The organism is Pseudokineococcus basanitobsidens (genome assembly GCF_037482545.1).
In the GTDB taxonomy this organism is placed as follows: Bacteria; Actinomycetota; Actinomycetes; order Actinomycetales; family Quadrisphaeraceae; genus Pseudokineococcus; species Pseudokineococcus basanitobsidens.
In genome coordinates this window covers 135,900-152,613 of record NZ_JBBIAA010000001.1, presented here as the reverse complement: position 1 = coordinate 152,613, position 16,714 = coordinate 135,900, and the positions used below count along the sequence as shown (strand labels likewise).

Here is a 16,714-nt window from a genome sequence, read left to right as displayed (position 1 = left end):
GTCGGCCCTCGACGTCCGCAGACGGCGACGCGGGACGGCTACCTCCGCCAGCGGTACCTCACGCCGTGCCGTCGGCACGGCGACCGACGACGCGGGCACGCCCTCAGCGCCGTGGCTCCGGGCGACGGGGGTCGGCCTCCTCGTCGGCGAGGAGCAGGCGCAGCAGCCGCGCGAGCTCGACCCGGTCGTCGGCGCCCAGCCGGGCGAGCAGCGCCTCGCCGCCGCGCGCGCGGGCGACCTCCACGTCCCGGGACAGCGCGCGCCCGGCGTCGCTCGCCCGCAGGACGACGGCGCGGCGGTCGGCCGGGTCGCTCGCGCGGACGACGAGCCCTCGCTCCTCCAGGCCGTCGACCACCTCCGTGGCCGACCGGGGGGCGATGCGCAGCGCCGACGCGAGGTCGGAGACGCGCAGGCCGTCCCGCTGCTCGGTCCCGCCGGACCGGCGGCCCGGCCCGGTGCCCGCGTCGCCCGGACCCGCGTGACCGGTCCCTGCCCCTGGCCGGTCACCGCGCCACGGGCCGACGACCGCCCGCAGGGCCCGCGCCTGGTGCGGGCTGAGCCCGTGCGGCTCGAGCGCCCCGACCCACGCCCGGCGCAGCGACCGGGCGGCGCCGACCAGCAGCTCGGGCAGCTCGGCGGTCCCGGGCCGCCCGGCAGGCCCGGCCTCCTCGGCGGCTCCGGTCTCCCCCGTGGTCCCGGCGGCCCCGGACGGCGGCACCGGCGTCACCGTCGGGCAGGACGCCGGGTGCGACGGAGGGTCCTCGGCCATGGCGGGAACACTAGGCGCCGGCGCATGCTTGAGCCTCATCGTGAGGCAACCTCCGTAACCGACCCGAGAGGACGTGGCACCACGTCGATCCCCACCCCCCGTACCCGCGACGCCGCGCCCGGCGGCGCCGGCCCGTCCCGGCCGGACGGGCGCCCCGGCGGCCGTGGCGGCCGCCGCCCGGACCCCGCCGACCGGGCGCAGCTGCAGCACTCCCCCGTCTCGCTCCGCCGCGTCGCCGGCCTGTTCGCCGCCCACCGCGCGCAGATCGCGGTCGTCGTCGCCCTCATCGTCACCTCGTCGGCCGTCGCCCTGGCCACGCCGTTCCTCGTCCGCCTCGTCATCGACGACGCGCTCCCGCAGCAGGACCTCGGCCTCCTCGGGTGGGCGGTCGCCGGGATGGTCGGCGTCGCCGTCGTCACCGCGCTGCTCGGCGTCGGCCAGACGTGGCTGTCGACCACCGTGGGGCAGGCCGTCATGCACGACCTGCGGACGTCGGTGTTCGGCCACCTGCAGCGCCAGTCGATCGGGTTCTTCACCCGCACCCGCGGCGGGGAGGTGCAGTCACGCCTGACCAACGACATCGGCGGCATGCAGTCCGTCGTCACCTCGACGGCGACGTCGCTGGCCTCCAACGTCACGACCGTCGTGGGCACGGCGGTGGCCATGGCCGCGCTGTCCTGGCGGCTGTCGCTGCTCTCGCTCGTCGTCGTCCCGCCGTCGGTGTGGCTGACGCGGCAGGTCGCCGTCATGCGCCGCTCCGTCACGGCCGCGCGGCAGAGCCGCCTGGCGGACCTGCAGACGCAGGTCGAGGAGGGCCTCTCGGTCAGCGGCGCCCAGCTCAGCCGCACGCTCGGCACGGGCCCGGCGCAGAGCGCCCGTTTCCGCGAGACGTCGGCCGACCTCGTGGGCCTGGAGGTCCGCAGCCAGCTCGCGGGCCGCTGGCGCTGGGCGACCATGGGCGTCGTCTTCGCCGCCGTCCCCGCGGCCGTGTACCTCGCCGCCGGCCTGCCGGTGACCTCGAGTGGCATGACCATCGGCACGCTCGTCGCCTTCACCGGCCTGCAGGGCGCGCTGTTCCGCCCGCTGCTCGGGCTGCTCGACGTAGGCGTCCAGGTCACCTCCTCCATGGCCCTGTTCAGCCGGATCTTCGAGTACCTCGACCTGCCCGTCGACGTCGACGACCCCCCGCACCCGGTGGACCTCGACCCCGCCGACGTCCGCGGCGAGGTCCGTCTGGAGGGCGTCGGCCTGACCTACCCGTCCGCCGACGGCGCCACCCCGGCCGGTCGGGCCCCGGCCCTGACCGGCGTCGACCTCGTCGTCCCCGCCGGCGGCTCGCTGGCGCTCGTCGGCGCCACCGGGTCGGGCAAGTCGACGCTCGCCTCGCTCGTCCCCCGGCTCCAGGACCCGACCGAGGGCCGGGTCCTGCTCGACGGCGTGGACCTGCGCGACCTGCGCCTCACCACCGTCTCGGAGGTCGTCGGCGTCGTCTCGCAGGAGACGTACCTGCTGCACACGACGGTCCGGGAGAACCTCCGGCAGGCCCGGCCCGGAGCCACCGACGCCCAGGTCGAGGACGCCGCCCGCCGGGCGCAGGTGCACGACCTGCTCGTCGCCCTGCCCGACGGCTACGACACGGTCGTCGGCTCGCGGGGGCACCGCTTCTCCGGCGGCGAGCGCCAGCGCCTGGCCATCGCGCGGACCCTGCTGCGCGACCCGCGGGTGCTCGTCCTCGACGAGGCGACGAGCGCGCTCGACACCCGCACCGAGCGGGCCGTCCAGGCGGCCGTCGACGAGGCGAGCCGCGGCCGCACGACGATCACCATCGCCCACCGGCTCTCGACGGTCCGCTCCGCCGACGTCATCGCCGTCCTCGACGGCGGGCGCGTCGTCGAGCAGGGCTCGCACGCCGAGCTGCTCGCGCTCGGCGGCCGCTACGCGGACCTCGTCGCGGCGGACGGCCGCGAGGACGCGCTCGTCCCCGCCTGACCGCGCGAGGCGACCTGCAGAAGTCCCGACGTCGCCGCGTCGTCGCAGGTCAGCGGGTCGGCCTGCCCGCCCGGACGGAGTTCTGCAGGTCGCCTCGCGGGCGTCAGACCGCGACGGTGCCGCTGACGCCGACGACGGTGCCCCCTCCGACCCAGACGTCGTCCCCGAGCCGCTCGACGTGGACCCGCCCGCGCCGCCCGAGCGCCGTGCCCTGCGCCGCGACGTAGGCGTCGGGGACCCGGCCGGTGGCCATGAGCCACTGGGCGAGACCGGCGTTGAGGCTGCCGGTCACCGGGTCCTCGGCGGCCACGGAGACGACGGCGAAGGCGCGCACCTCGAGCGCGACCTCCGACCCCGGCGGGTAGGCGCCGGCGACGCCGACGTCCAGGCCCGTCAGCGCGGGCAGGTCCGGCTCGAGGGCCAGGACGGCGCCCGCGTCGCGCAGCAGGAGCGAGACCCAGCCGGGCCCGTTGTCCGTCCACGCGGCGTCGACGACGTCCTCCTCCGCCAGGTGCAGCCCCGCGCGCAGCCGCGCCTGCAGGTCTGCGTCCACCGGCCCGCTGCGCACGAGCGGTGGGGCGGCGAAGGCGAGACGGCCGGAGGCCGCGTCCCGCCGCACGCGCACGAGCCCGGCGCCGCACTCCTGGACGAGGCCCTCGCCCCGCGCGACCCCACCGGCCTCCAGCCACGCGCGCGCGGAGCCGAGCGTCGGGTGCCCGGCGAAGGGCAGCTCCCGGGACGGCGTGAAGATCCGGAGCCGGTAGTCGGCGGCCGGATCGGTCGGCGGGAGCAGGAACGTGGTCTCGGAGAGGTTGGTCCACCGCGCGAGGCGCTGCATCGTCGTGTCGTCGAGGCCCTCGGCGTCGTGGACGACCGCCACCGGGTTCCCGAGGCCCGGCGCGGGCTCCTCGGTGAAGACGTCGACCTGGGTGAAGGGGCGCACGCCGCCGACCCTGCCAGGCGCGGCGCGGGCCCCGGTGCGACGGGCCGGACGACCCGCGCGAGCCACGGCGTCCACCCCAGGGATGACGTCACCTCCCGACCCCAGGAGGACGACGCCGACCCCCCGCCCGAGGTGGGGTGGTCCCGTGACGACGTCTCCCGCCAGCAGCCGGGTCCTGCCGCCGCACGACCGGGCGGTCCGTGTCGTCCTGCCCGAGCACCCCAGCGGGCCCGCCCTCGCCGCGTGCGTGCGGGCGCTGCGGCTGGCGCTGGCCCGCGGCGACGTCGTCGTCGACGCCGGCGCGGCACGCGGGTGGCCGCCCGGCCCGCAGCTCGTGCTGGAGCGCCTGCGCGAGAGCGCTCGGCGACGGGGCCGCCGGTGGGACGAGCGGACGGACGGCTGACGCGCCGTCCGACCGCTGCGGGTCAGTCCAGCGCGCGCCGCAGGAAGCCGCGGATGCCCGTCGCCGTGAGCAGGGCCAGGAAGCCGACCAGCACGAGCGCGCAGAGCCAGACGGGGATGTGCGGGGTGCCCGGGACGAGCGTGCCGCGCAGCCCCTCCGAGACGTAGGTCAGCGGGTTGACGGCGGTGACGACCTGGAACCAGCGCAGGACGTCGAGCGAGGCCCACGGGTACTGCGAGGCGCCCGTGAACAGCAACGGGGTGAGCACGAGGGCGAAGACGATGTTGATCTTGCTCGGCGGCACCAGCGTGCCCAGCGTCAGGCCCGCGGCGGACCCCGTGAGCGCGCCGAGGACGACGAGCAGCACGACCCAGCCGAGCCCCTCCGTGCGCCAGGGGATCTCGCCGAGGATCCACACGCCGAGGGGGAACATCGCCGCCGAGGCGACGACCGCCCGCAGGGTCGCGAAGACCATCTTCTCGAGCGCCACGGCCGTCGTGGGGGTCGGCGCGAGCAGCCGGTCCTCGATCTCCTTGCTGAAGGAGAAGTCGATGACGAGCGGCAGGGCGGTGTTCTGCAGGGACGTCAGGAAGGCCGTCAGCGCGACGATCCCGGGGAAGAGCAGCTGCGCGTAGCCGTCGGCCAGGAAGCCGAGGCTCCCGAGCACCTGCCCGAAGACGAAGAGCAGGAACACGGGCTGCAGCAGCACCTGGGCGAGGAAGGACGGCAGCTCGCGCCACGTGACGAACAGGTCCCGCCGCAGGATGGCGAGGACGGGGGTGAGCCGGCCCGTGGCGCGGTCGCCCGCGCCGCCCGTCCCGGACGTGGTGGTCGCGTCGTCCGTCGTGCTCATCGCAGCTCCCTGCCGGTCAGGCTGATGAAGACGTCCTCGAGGTCGGGGCGGCCGAGCCGGACGTCGGTGACGACGGCGCCGGTGGAGTCCACGGCCTCGGCCACCGGGGCCAACGAGGACGCGGGGTCGCCGTCGACGCTCGCCCGGACGCGCACCGACGGCGCGTCCGCGGGCATCTCGTCGGTGCCGGTGACCCCTCGGACGGCGTCGAGCGCCCGGCGCACCCGGCCGGCGAGGTCGCCGTCGTCGCCCTCGCCCGGCGTGAGCACCACCTCGATGCTCCCGCCGCCGCTGTGCCGGGCGACGAGGGCGGCGGGCGTGTCGAGCGCGAGGACCTTGCCGTGGTCGACGATGCCGACCCGGTCGGCGAGCTCCTCGGCCTCGTCCATGTCGTGCGTGGTGAGGACGACGGTCGTGCCCCGGTCGCGCAGCTCCCGCACCCGGTCCCAGACGAACAGGCGCGCCTGCGGGTCCAGGCCCGTGCTCGGCTCGTCGAGGAAGAGCACCTGGGGGTCGTGCATGAGCGCCCGCGCGATCATCAACCGCTGCGCCTGCCCGCCGGAGACCTTGTCCACCTTCGCGTCGGCGCGCTCGGCCAGGCCGAACCGGTCGAGCAGCTCGTCCGCCCGACGGGTCCGCTCCGCCTTCCCGACGCCGTGGTAGGCGGCGTGGAAGAGCAGGTTCTGGCGGGCCGTCAGCGACTGGTCGAGGTTCGTCCGCTGGGGGACGACCGCCAGACGGGCCCGCGCGGCGGACGGGTCCGCCGCGACGTCCGCGCCGGCGACGACGGCGCGCCCGCTCGTCGCCCGCACGCGCGTCGTGAGGACGCCCACGGTCGTGGTCTTGCCGGCGCCGTTCGGTCCCAGCAGCCCGAAGACCTCCCCACGGCGGACGGCGAAGCTGATGCCGTCGACGGCGTTGGACGAGGCCTTCGGGTACCGCTTGACGAGGTCGACGACCTCGACGGCGGGCGGGCCGCCGTCCGGCCGCCGCGCGCCCGCGTCCCGGTCGGTGGGAGGTGCTGAGGTCATCTGCCCCACTGTGGCCGCGGGCACCGGCCTGCGCAGCCCGGGCCTCCTCCCACCACGACGTCGTCGCCGACGTCGGCAGCAGGTCGCCACCAGACCCGACGTCGTCGCCGACGTCGGAGATGCAGCGCCACCACGCCCGACGTCGCCGCCGACGTCGGGACAGGGCGCCACCACGCACCACGTCGCCGCCGACGTCGGGAGGGAGACACCCGGGAGCAGGCGCTCAGGCGCGACGGCGCACCATGACGACGAGGTCGCTGACCTGCGCGACCTGGCCCTGCGGGCCGACGGCCTCGCGGGTCGGGGCGTCCACCCGCAGCGCCTCGAACTGCTCCTCCGGCAGCGCCAGCCCGGCGTGCACCTGCTCGGGCGTCGGGAAGTCGTGGTCGCCGTGCCAGCTCCACGGCGGCGCGGAGCCGTGGTCGACGAGGAGCAGCACCCCGCCCGGCGCGAGGAGCCCCGCCGCGCGGCGCAGGACGGCGGCGCGGTCCCACTCGACGGGTGACTGGAGGAAGAAGGCGCTGACGAGGTCGAAGGGTCCCGCGGGCAGCGACCGCTCCAGGTCGTGCTGCTCGGTGGCCACCTCGACGCCCGCCGCGGCCGCCGCCTCCCGCGTGCGCCCCAGCGCGGTCGGGGCGACGTCGACGGCCGTCGTCGTCCAGCCGTGGGAGGCCAGCCACACCGAGTCCCCGCCCTCACCGCAGCCGAGGTCGAGCGCCCGGCCGGGGGCGAGCGGGCCCGCCACCTCCACGAGAAGCGCGTTCGGCCGCCCGCTCCAGATCCGCCCGCGACCGACGTAGAAGCCTTCCCACCGCTCCTCGACGCCGAGGGTCTCGTCCTCCAGGGCGGCGCGGCCGGCGTCGGACGTGCCCGCCGCCCGCTGCTGCCCCGACGGCCCGTGCCCGTGCCCCCCGTGCCCGTGCCCCCCGGACCCGTGCCCCCCGTGCTGGTGCCCGCTCATGCCGGCACCCTCTCGCGGACCGCCCGGGCGGCGACGACCGCCGCGGTCGTGTCGTCGTCGACGAGGTCCTTGGTGATCATCGACCCTGCCGTCATGCCCGCGGCGGCGGCGCTGAGCACCGGCGCCATGGGCGCCGTGACGTTGCCCGCCGCCCAGGCGCCGGGCACCGCGGTCGCCCCCGTCGGGTCGGCGACGACGTGCTCGCCGAGCACGAGCCCGCCCATCTCGAGGTCGGTCGGCGCGAGGCCGAGGTCGGCGAGCAGCCCGGCGCGCGCGACGGCGCGGGACATGGTGACGAGCGCCTGCAGGGCGACGACGCGACCGTCGGCCAGCCGCACGCCGGTGAGGTGGTCGTCCGAGACCTCGACGCCGACGACCTCGCCGGTCACCACCTCGACCCCCCGCGCGTCCATCCGCTCGGCCTGCTCGGGGGACGGCTCCGGCCCGGTGTGCTGCAGGAGGACGACCCGGTCGCTCCACCCCCGCCACAGGAGCGCCTGGTCGAGCCCGACCGCGCTGGTCGCGAGGACGCCGACGACGCGGTCGGCGACCTCCCTGCCGTGGCAGAAGGGGCAGTGCAGGAGGTCCGTGCCCCAGCGCTCCGCGAGGCCGGGGACGTCGGGCAGCACGTCGGCCGCACCGGTCGTGACGAGCAGCCGGCGCGCCAGCACCGACCGGCCGTCGTCGAGGCCGACGCGGAAGCGCGCGGCCCCGGGCCCTTCCTCGTGGTCGTCCGGGCCCTCCCCCGCCCGCAGGCGCTCCGCGGAGACCGCCGTCCCGGAGACCACCCGGCCCCCGTACGCCTCCACCTCGGCACGGCCCAGCGCCGCCAGCTCGCGCGGCGGCACCCCCTCGCGGCCGAGGTAGTTGTGCACCCCCTCGGCCGGGGCGTTGCGGGGCTCGCCCGCGTCCACCACCAGCGTGCTGCGCAGCGCGCGCGCCGTCGTCAGCGCACCCGCGAGGCCGGCCGCCCCACCGCCGACCACCACCACGTCGTACTGCTGCTGCAGGCTCCCCGCGCCCGTCGCCACGTCCGTCCTCATCACCGCTCCTCACGTCCGCGGCCTCTCCGACCGCCCGCCGGAAGACTGCGCCGGACCGCCTCGGGGTAGCAAGGATCCTTGCCGGAACGGCAACATGGGTGCGTGGACGACGCCGACCTCACCCCCGTGCTCGACGCCGTGGGCCCGCGCCTGCGCGCGCTGCGGCGAGAGCGCGACCGGACGCTCGCGGACCTGGCCGCCGAGACCGGGATCTCCGTGAGCACGCTGTCCCGCCTGGAGTCCGGGCGGCGGCGCCCGACGCTGGAGCTGCTGCTGCCGCTGGCCCGCGCGCACCAGGTGCCCCTCGACGAGCTCGTCGACGCCCCGGAGACCGGGGACCCGCGGGTCCGCGCGAGGCCGGTCGTCCGTGGCGGCATGACCTTCGTGCCGCTGACGCGACGCCCCGGGGGCATCCAGGCGACGAAGCTCCTCCTGGCCGTCGGCTACGGCGGGGGGCACGAGCAGCGCAGCCACGAGGGCTACGAGTGGCTCTACGTCCTCGACGGGCGCCTGCGGCTGCGGCTCGGTCCGCACGACATGGTGCTCGTGCCCGGCGAGGCCGCCGAGTTCGACACCCGCACGCCGCACGCCATGGCCAACGCGGGTGACGACGTGTGCGAGCTGCTGGCGCTCATGGGTCCCCAGGGCGAGCGCGCGCACCTGCGGGCGCGACCGGCGGCGGGCCGGCCGTGACCGGCGCACGGCGCGGCGGACGACGAGGGGCTCAGGTGGCCACCGCGGGGGCGAGGTCGTCGGCGTGCACGGCGCGGCCGCGCCCGGCGGCCTTGGCGGCGTAGAGGGCCTCGTCCGCCCGCTCGAGCAGCGCCGACGGCGGCAGCGGCCGCGCGAGCCCCGCGAGGGCGGGGACCACGCCGGCGTCCGGCCGACGGCCGCCGTCCGAGAGCCAGGTGGCCGCGCCGACGCTGACGGTGACCCGCCCGCCCGGGCCCAGCCCGCCGTGCTCGAGACCCGCCTCGCGCACCGCCCGCACGAGCCGCTCGGCGACGACGGCCGCTCCCGCGGCGCCGGTGTCCGCCAGCACGACGGCGAACTCCTCCCCGCCGTAGCGGGCCACGAGGTCGCCGCCGCGCTCGACGGCGCCGGCCAGCAGCCCCGCGACGCGGCGCAGGCACTCGTCGCCGGCGAGGTGGCCGTGGGTGTCGTTGAAGCGCTTGAAGTGGTCGACGTCGACCATGAGCACGCTCAGCGGCTCGCCGCGACGCCGGGCCGCGCGCCAGGAGCGCTCGAGGTGCTCGTCGAGGCTCGGCCGGTTGGCCAGCCCGGTCAGCCCGTCGACGAGCAGCAGCCGGCGCAGCTCGTCGTTGAGGGCGCCGAGCTGGTCCTGCGCGGCACGCCGCGTCGACACCTCGCGCTCGAGCTGGTCCTGCCGCTGGGCCAGCGCCCGGTGCGCGTCGGTGAGGGCCCGGTGCGCGTCGGTGAGGGCCCGGCGGGCCGCGCGGTCGGCCGTGACGTCGGCCATGACGACGACGGCGCCGAGGACGCCGCCGTCCCCGCGCGCCATCGCGCGCCCGGACGAGAGGACGCGGCGCGAGGGCTGCCCCTGCGGTGCGATGACGATCTCGACGTCCTCGACGGACCCCTCGGCGAGGGCGCGGCGCAGCGGCACGCGCTCGGGTGCGAGCGGCGTCACGCCGTCCGCCTCGAACAGGTCGTAGCGGCCCGCGAGCTGCTCGGGGTCCACGGTCGGGTCGGCGTCGAGCGCGTGCCAGCGCTGCGCCGCGCGGTTGAAGAGCGTGAGGCGGCCGTCCGGCCCGCAGGCGACGACGCCGACGTCGATCGTCGCCAGCACCGTCTCGATGAGCTCGGAGCGCTCCTCCATCTCCTCGCTGCGCGAGGCGAGCTCGCCGATGACGAGCTCCGCGAGCTCCCGCTGCTCGTCGGCCTCGTCCGCGAGACGTCCGCTCACGAGGGCCTCGCGACGGCGCTCGAGGAGGGCCGTGAGCACGACGGCGAGGTCCTCCAGGCGGGCGAGCGCCTCCGCGCCGATCTCGCCGGGCCGCTCGTCGAAGACGCAGAGCGTGCCGACGGGCGACCCGCCGGGCCCGGCTCCCGCGGCACCACCCTCCGGGCCGGGCGGCACGAGCGGGACGGAGGCGTACAGGCGCACGCGTCCACGACGGCCGTCGACCCACGCGTTGGCGGAGTAGTCGGGGTCGCGACGGGCGTCCGGTACGTGGACGGTGCGCCCCTCGGCGAGGCGGACGGCGCACATCGACTCGGCCGCCGGCGACCGCCCGCCCTCGAAGCCGGAGGAGCCGAGCTGGCACTGCACCCGGCCGTCGAGGAGGTTCACCGTGGCGAAGGGGGTCCCGGCGACCGCCGCCGCGACGCGGACGAGGGCGCCCACCTCCGGGTCGTCGCCCGCGGTCAGCCACGCACCCGCCGTGACCGGGTCCGCCGGGCGCCGCGGCGCGGGCACACCCGCGGCAGCGGGCCGGTGGGGCGGCGGGGCGTGGTCGGACGACGTCGCGGTCTGCGGCATGGGCGGAGCATCGGCAGCGCACCCGCTCGGGCTCACCCCTGCGGCGCAACCGGTGTCGCACTCCTCACCCGCTCGGAGCACCGCGCTCCCGTCGGGGGCCGGGCGCCGACCCCCGGTCACGAGGGAGCACCGGGGGGCGGGCCGCCGCGGCCGCCGGCCGGGCCGTCCGAGCCGCCCGCCATGCCGCCGCCGGTCGGCTCCGTCGTCGTGTCGACACCGACGGCGAGCGACACCGCGTACCCGCTGCCGACGTCGCCGGAGGTGGTGGCGAGCTGGCTCGCACCGCCGTCGTCCCCGAAGACGCCGTCGCTCGTGAGGCTGACCTGCGCCAGGTTCGCCGCGGACCCCTCGTAGCCGGTCGTGGCGTACACGGCGTCGCAGAGGTCCTGCGGGAGGGCGACCTGCGAGGTCGCGACGGCGTTGCCGACGTCCGTGATGCTGTCGACGTCCGGGTAGACCTCGAGGTGGACGTGCGGCCACCGCCCGGCGTAGCAGGCCGGGACGATGCTCGTGAAGCGCACGACGCCCTCGTCGTCGGCCACCTGGACGCCCCGGAGGTAGTTCTGCTCCGTGACGCCGTCGGAGTAGAGGGAGTAGCGGCCCTGCGCGTCGCAGTGCCAGACGTAGACGGCCGCACCGGCGAAGGGGACGCCGCCGCCGGCGATGTCGGTGACGGTCAGCGAGAGCTCCATCGGCACCCCGGCCGCCGTGCCGGTGGCGCCGCCGAAGCTGCTCGTGAGGTCGCTGCGGACGACGCCGCTCTGCTCGAGGACGTCGGGGCCGTTGGACCCGTCGCCCGGGTACGGCCCGGCCGTCTCGTCGGGGATCTCCCCGCTCGACCCCCCGGCGGACGAGGACGACGTCGTGCCGCTGCCGGTGCTCGCGGCGGTCGTGCCGCAGGCGGCGAGGCCGAGGCCGACCGCCCCCAGCCCGAGGCCGCGCAGCACCTGGCGGCGCTGCAGCAGCGTCTGCACGTCGAAGGCGAGGCCCTGGTCCTCGACGTCCTCGGCCGGGCGGGGCAGCGGCCGCCCCTCGAAGGTGGGCACGGCCGGCGCGAGCGGCGGCCGGCGCAGGCGGCGCAGCAGGGGCGGCCGCGTGCCGCCCTCCGAGGAGCGGCGCGGCGGGGGCGGGGTCGGGTGCGTCATGCCGAGGACTGTCGGCGTCTGGTCCAGGAGGACGCCCTGGGCGACCTGTGGCGAGGCTGTGGGACCCGCCGTGTCCCGGAGGCCACCAGGACCGGCCCCGCTCTCGCGCTCACCCGGACCACCAGACCCGGAAAGTCCGAAACCCCTTGCGGACGTTTCGTCCGGTGTGGTGCGCTCCTGCGGTCCTGCCCTCGACGTCGAGGAGACGACGTGACCCCCTCCGAGCCCCCCCGCCCCACCGGCGCACCGCCGGACCGCCGTGCACACCCCCTCCGTCGACGGAGCCGCGTCACCGCCGCCGTCCCCCTCGGCCTGTCGGCGCTCCTGGTGATGTCGACGCTGGCCGGGGGGACCGCCGCGGCCTCCTCGACCGCCGACGAGCCCGAGCACCCCAACGCGGGCATCGGCTACCCCGTCTTCGGCGGCGAGGACCACCCCGTCCCGCCGCTGCCCGGCGGCGCCGTCGTCGGGGACCAGATGCGGTCGGCCTTCGAGGCGGACGTCGAGGCCGGCGCGGGGACGTCGACGGACCAGGACTTCTGGGTCGACGACATGCTCGCGCGCTACGGGGACGACGGCGGCTTCGGCGACACCAACAACTGGCTCTTCAGCCGCGGACGAGCCGCGTACATGTACGCGCACTCCCCAGGGCAGCTGGGCTTCGTCGGGAACCCCGCCTACGCCGACGCGACCGGACTCGACTCCTTCTTCCGCGTCGACGTCCTCGTCGACGGGTCGCAGGTCGCCCTCACCGAGGACGTCGGGGCCCGCAAGCAGACGCCCAGCTACTGGACGAGCACCCACGTCGGCGGCGGTGTCCGCATCGTCCAGACCAAGTTCATCACCGAGGCGGACGTCGCCGTCGCGCTCCTCGAGGTGACGGCCGACGACGGCGACGCCCACGACGTCCGCCTCGTCGCGACGTCGCCCATGGCCGGCACGGCGGAGGGCGACGAGCTCACCGGCGCGCTGTCGGCGCCCCGGGACCTCACGGAGCTCCGCCCACGTCTGTCCGGCGACGGCTTCGGCGTCGACGGCGGGACGCTCGTACGGGACGTGGCCCTCCCGGCCGACGGTGCGACGACCACGAAGGTCCAGCTCGGCGTCGTCGCCGACGAGATCGAGGCGTCGCGGCCCGAGTACGACGCCTACCGCGCGATGGCGCCGCAGGAGGCGTACACCCGGCACGTCACCGACTACAACCGGTGGTGGGCCGAGCAGATCCCCTACCTCGACACGCCCGAGGACAGCATCGACAAGACGCTCTTCTACCGCTGGTGGCTGATGCGCTTCAACTACCTCGACGCGGACATCCCCGGCAACGACTACCAGTTCCCGACGTCGATGGAGGGTGTGCTCGGCTACAACAACTCCATCGTCCTGACCGCGGGGATGTTCATCGACGACCTCAAGTACCTGCAGGACCCGTCGTACTCCTACGGGCCGTGGGTCTCCGCCGGAGAGGTCTCCCGCAGCAGCGAGTACGTCGACAACCCGGGCGACCCGGCGAACTGGAGCAACAGCTACACGCAGTACATCACCGAGGCCGCGTGGCGCTCCTACCAGCTCCACGGAGGTCCCCCGGCCGTCGCGGAGAACCTCGGGCGCTACGGCGAGGAGGACGTGCGGGGCCTGCTCGAACGATTCGACGGCAACGGCAACGACCTGATCGAGTACGACTGGGGCGCCCTCACGGGCAACGACGCCGACGCGGTCTCCTTCGACTGGGCGCGCGAGCACGGCGAGGCCACCATGGACCGCACCGAGAGCGCCTACCTGTACTCCAACGCGCTCGCCGCCGCGGAGGCCTACGACGTCGCCGGCCGGCCGGCCGACGCCCGTGAGATGCGCGACCTCGCGCAGCGGGTCAAGACCTCCGTCATGGACGTGCTGTGGAATGCCGAGGACGACCTGCTGGAGCACCGCCAGGCCGGCGGGCCCGGTCTCCTCGTCGACTGGAAGGAGATCAACAACTACTACCCCTTCTCCGTCGGCCTGGTGCCGAAGCCGGGCGACGAGGACTACGACGACGACTACACCGAGGCCCTGCGGCTGTGGCAGGACGCCGACGAGTTCCCGATCTTCCCCTTCTACACGGCCAACCAGGCGGACGCCGCCGAGCGCGGGTCCGGTGGCAGCAACAACTTCTCCGTCATCAACTCCACGGTGACGTTCCGGATGCTGTCCTCGGTGCTGCGGGACTACCCCACCGACTACCTGGGCGCCGAGGACTACAAGAAGCTCCTCTACTGGAACGCCTGGGCGCACTACATCGACGGGGACAACCGACTGCCCGACCAGAACGAGTTCTGGGCCGAGGGCTCGGCGAACACCTCGTGGGGCGAGGAGCAGGACGTCGGCTACCGCTCGTGGATCCACCACACGATCCTCGGGGCCACGAACTTCACGATGATCGAGGACGCGATGGGCCTGCGCCCGCGCTCTGACGCGAAGGTGGAGCTCGACCCGGTCGACGTCGACTGGCCGTACTTCCGGGCCGACGGCATCCCCTACCGCGACCGCCAGCTCTCGGTCGTCTGGGACGAGCCCGGCGACGGGGAGCGGCCCTACGGCGACGACGTCCCGGAGGGCTACTCGGTCTACCTCGACGGCGACCTCGCGTTCACGGTCGACGACCTGGGTCGCGCCGTGTACGACCCGGCCACCGGGACGGTCGAGACCGAGGAGGGCGTGTCCGTCGTGACGGCGGCATCGGCCGAGCTGGCTGCGCCGCAGGACGTCCGCTTCGCGGACGACGCCCGCGTCGTCGACGTCATGGCCAAGGCGGGCGCCGACGTGCGCACGGCGAGCACCGGCGCGCCCGACCTCGCCGAGGGCCGCCCGGTGGCAGCGACGTACAGCTCCGAGGACCCGTGGAGCAGCCCGGAGGCCGCCGTCGACGGCAGCACCGTGAACGAGCCCTTCTGGGGCACGGTCGGCTCGCCGAACGCCGAGGACGCGCTCGAGGTGGAGCTGGACGGCGAGCAGACCTTCGACGAGGTGCGCGTGCACTTCTACCGGACCTCGACGTCCGACGCGCCGCAGGGCGGTCGCACGGCGGGGACCCGACCGGGCTACGCCGCGCCGGAGACCTTCCGCGTCGAGGCCCGCACGGACGAGGGGTGGCAGCCCGTGCAGGGCGTGGCGGCCGAGCCGGCGGCGCCCCGGGCAAACCTCAACACGCTGCGCTTCCCGCCGGTGACCGCCTCGGCGGTGCGGCTCGTGGTGGCCCACCACCCGGGCTTCGCGACGGGTGTCAAGGAGGTGCTCGTCCGCAGCACCGGCCTCGAGGCGCCCCCGGCGGAGAACTCCGCCCCGGTCGTCAGCGCCCGCACGCAGGGCGCCGTGACCGGAGGGTCGGTGGACCTGCGCGGCCGCGTCCGCGACGACGGGCTGCCCGCCGGCGAGCTGACGTCCCGGTGGGCCGTGGTCGAGGCACCGGCGGGCGGCACGGCCCTCTTCGCCGACCCGTCGACCCCGAGCACCCGGGCCCGGGTGACCGAGCCCGGGCGGTACGTGCTGCGGCTCACGGGGTCCGACGGCGAGCGCAGCACCTCGACCGACGTCGTCGTCCAGGTGGACGAGATCAGCGCCGGCGGGCTGGACCTGGCCGCGACGGGCACGCCGAGCGCGTCCTACACGGCCGGGTGGAACAGCGTCGACGCCGTCAACGACGGCCAGGCGCCCACCTCCGGCGGGGACCAGCAGCTCGTCTGGGGCACGTGGTCGGGGGACCGCCCGGCGTCGCAGTGGCTGCAGTACACGTGGGACACCCCGGTCCGGCCGGCCAGCTCGGAGCTGGTCTTCTGGTCCGACAGCCCGCAGGGCACGGGTCAGGGCGTCGCGGTCCCCGACTCCTGGACGGTCCAGTACCGCGCCGGGGACGGCTCGTGGGTGGACCTGGCGAGCGGTGAGGGCGAGGACGGCGGGTCCGCCGACTTCCCCGCCGTCACGACGACGGCTCTGCGGGCGGTGCTGCAGGCGTCGCCGGCCGAGGACGACTCCTCGTACTCCGCGGTCGCCGTGTCCGAGTGGCGCGTGCGCGCGGACGCGCCCGAGTCGGTCGAGCGGGTGGACGTCCGCACGTCGGTCGGCGAGCTGCCCGACCTGCCGGACCAGGTGGACGTCGTCTACGCCGACGGCACCCGCCAGCGCACCGACGTGCTCTGGCAGGAGGTGACGGCCGACCAGGTGGCCTCGGAGGGCTCCTTCGAGGTGACCGGCATCGTCGAGGGAACGGCCCTGACCGCCACCGCGACGGTCTGGGTGCGCGCCACGCCGCCCGGGCAGATCAACACCGTCGACCCCGTGGAGGTCACGACGATCGCCGGCAACGCCCCGCAGCTGCCCGGCCAGGTGGCCGTGCAGTACAACGACGGCTCTCGCGAGCTGCTGCCCGTGACGTGGGCGGACGTCGACGAGGGCTCCTACGACGAGCCGGGCATCTTCCAGGTGCGGGGCCGGGTCGAGGGCGCGGGCACGACGACGGCCGTGGCGACCGTCACGGTCGTCGAGGGCTCCGGTGACCCGGGGACGCCCCCGGCGCCCGGCACCGACGTCTCGCTCGTCGAGGCGCTGACCGCCGCCAGCGGGCAGCCGGACGAGGACGGCACCGACCACGACGTCCTCGTCGGCACCGTCTCCGCGCTGCTCGAACGGTCGCCCGACTCGCCGGTGGGCGTGCTGACGCAGCCGGACCAGCCGCTGACCGCGTTCCTGCCGGACGACGACGCGATGCTCGCCCTCGCCGACGAGCTGCTGCCGGGCCGCACCCCCCCGGAGCGCGTGGCGGGCGAGCGCCTGGTCCGGCTCCTGCGCCCCGCGGTGGTGGAGCAGCTGCTCCTGGAGCACGTCGTCCTCGGGGAGTCGCTCACCGCGGCCGACGTGGTCGCCACGGGCGGCGCCACGCTCGAGACGGCGGCCGGGACCGAGCTCGTCGTCGAGGTCGCGGACGACGGCACCGTCACCGTGCGGGAGGGGCAGCGGGAGGCGCAGGTCGTCGTGCCCGACGTCAACGGCGCCCAGGTGCAGGTCGGCCACGGCGTCGACGCCCCGCTGGGGCCGCAGTAGCGGC

Annotated in this window: 12 protein-coding genes; 4 read left to right on the top strand and 8 right to left on the bottom strand. The window is 76.1% G+C overall.

Translation table 11 applies throughout. From position 1 onward, the window contains the following. Nucleotides 1-103: 103 nt before the first annotated feature. Nucleotides 104-808 (bottom strand): MarR family winged helix-turn-helix transcriptional regulator, encoded by a 705-nt coding sequence (locus tag WDZ17_RS00575; protein ID WP_339573179.1) that lies wholly within the window; start codon nucleotides 806-808, stop codon nucleotides 104-106. On the opposite strand from WDZ17_RS00575, the gene WDZ17_RS00570 reads away from it, so the two are divergent. Next, nucleotides 794-2,758, top strand: coding sequence for an ABC transporter ATP-binding protein (locus WDZ17_RS00570; protein WP_339573178.1), 1,965 nt, complete (start codon nucleotides 794-796; stop codon nucleotides 2,756-2,758). The genes WDZ17_RS00575 and WDZ17_RS00570 overlap by 15 nt on opposite strands. 103 nt (nucleotides 2,759-2,861) lie before the next feature. Here WDZ17_RS00570 and WDZ17_RS00565 read toward each other — a convergent pair whose 3' ends face one another. Continuing rightward, on the bottom strand, nucleotides 2,862-3,701 hold the full coding sequence (locus tag WDZ17_RS00565; RefSeq protein ID WP_339573177.1) for a PhzF family phenazine biosynthesis protein: 840 nt from the start codon (nucleotides 3,699-3,701) through the stop codon (nucleotides 2,862-2,864). A gap of 145 nt (nucleotides 3,702-3,846) precedes the next feature. On the opposite strand from WDZ17_RS00565, the gene WDZ17_RS00560 reads away from it, so the two are divergent. Then, nucleotides 3,847-4,104 carry a hypothetical protein gene (locus tag WDZ17_RS00560; RefSeq protein WP_339573176.1) on the top strand — a complete coding sequence of 86 codons (258 nt, stop codon included), beginning with the start codon at nucleotides 3,847-3,849 and terminating at the stop codon, nucleotides 4,102-4,104. 22 nt (nucleotides 4,105-4,126) lie between these two features. Here WDZ17_RS00560 and WDZ17_RS00555 read toward each other — a convergent pair whose 3' ends face one another. The 4 genes from WDZ17_RS00555 to WDZ17_RS00540 form a co-directional block, all read right to left on the bottom strand. Beyond that, the gene (locus tag WDZ17_RS00555; RefSeq protein WP_339573175.1) at nucleotides 4,127-4,957 is read right to left on the bottom strand and encodes an ABC transporter permease; all 831 of its coding nucleotides are present in this window, start codon (nucleotides 4,955-4,957) and stop codon (nucleotides 4,127-4,129) included. Next, entirely contained in the window at nucleotides 4,954-5,988 is a 1,035-nt protein-coding gene (locus tag WDZ17_RS00550) for an ABC transporter ATP-binding protein (RefSeq protein WP_339573174.1), read from the bottom strand. Before WDZ17_RS00550 ends, WDZ17_RS00555 begins: the two co-directional genes overlap by 4 nt. 223 nt (nucleotides 5,989-6,211) lie before the next feature. Next, nucleotides 6,212-6,949 carry a class I SAM-dependent methyltransferase gene (locus tag WDZ17_RS00545; protein WP_339573173.1) on the bottom strand — a complete coding sequence of 246 codons (738 nt, stop codon included), beginning with the start codon at nucleotides 6,947-6,949 and terminating at the stop codon, nucleotides 6,212-6,214. Continuing rightward, a complete protein-coding gene (locus WDZ17_RS00540) occupies nucleotides 6,946-7,992 on the bottom strand; it encodes an NAD(P)/FAD-dependent oxidoreductase (protein WP_339573172.1) in 1,047 nt (348 codons plus the stop codon). The genes WDZ17_RS00545 and WDZ17_RS00540 overlap by 4 nt, the downstream gene beginning before the upstream one ends. A gap of 102 nt (nucleotides 7,993-8,094) precedes the next feature. On the opposite strand from WDZ17_RS00540, the gene WDZ17_RS00535 reads away from it, so the two are divergent. Then, entirely contained in the window at nucleotides 8,095-8,685 is a 591-nt protein-coding gene (locus WDZ17_RS00535; protein ID WP_339573171.1) for a helix-turn-helix domain-containing protein, read from the top strand. Between the two features lie 31 nt (nucleotides 8,686-8,716). On the opposite strand, the gene WDZ17_RS00530 is transcribed toward WDZ17_RS00535, so the two are convergent. Next, complete coding sequence (locus WDZ17_RS00530; RefSeq protein ID WP_339573170.1) at nucleotides 8,717-10,495, bottom strand: GGDEF domain-containing protein; 1,779 nt, start codon at nucleotides 10,493-10,495, stop codon at nucleotides 8,717-8,719. 116 nt (nucleotides 10,496-10,611) lie between these two features. After that, nucleotides 10,612-11,640: an intradiol ring-cleavage dioxygenase gene (locus WDZ17_RS00525; RefSeq protein WP_339573169.1), complete on the bottom strand. Its 1,029-nt coding sequence runs from the start codon at nucleotides 11,638-11,640 to the stop codon at nucleotides 10,612-10,614. Between the two features lie 210 nt (nucleotides 11,641-11,850). On the opposite strand from WDZ17_RS00525, the gene WDZ17_RS00520 reads away from it, so the two are divergent. Then, complete coding sequence (locus tag WDZ17_RS00520) at nucleotides 11,851-16,710, top strand: Ig-like domain-containing protein (RefSeq protein ID WP_339573168.1); 4,860 nt, start codon at nucleotides 11,851-11,853, stop codon at nucleotides 16,708-16,710. Nucleotides 16,711-16,714 lie beyond the last annotated feature (4 nt).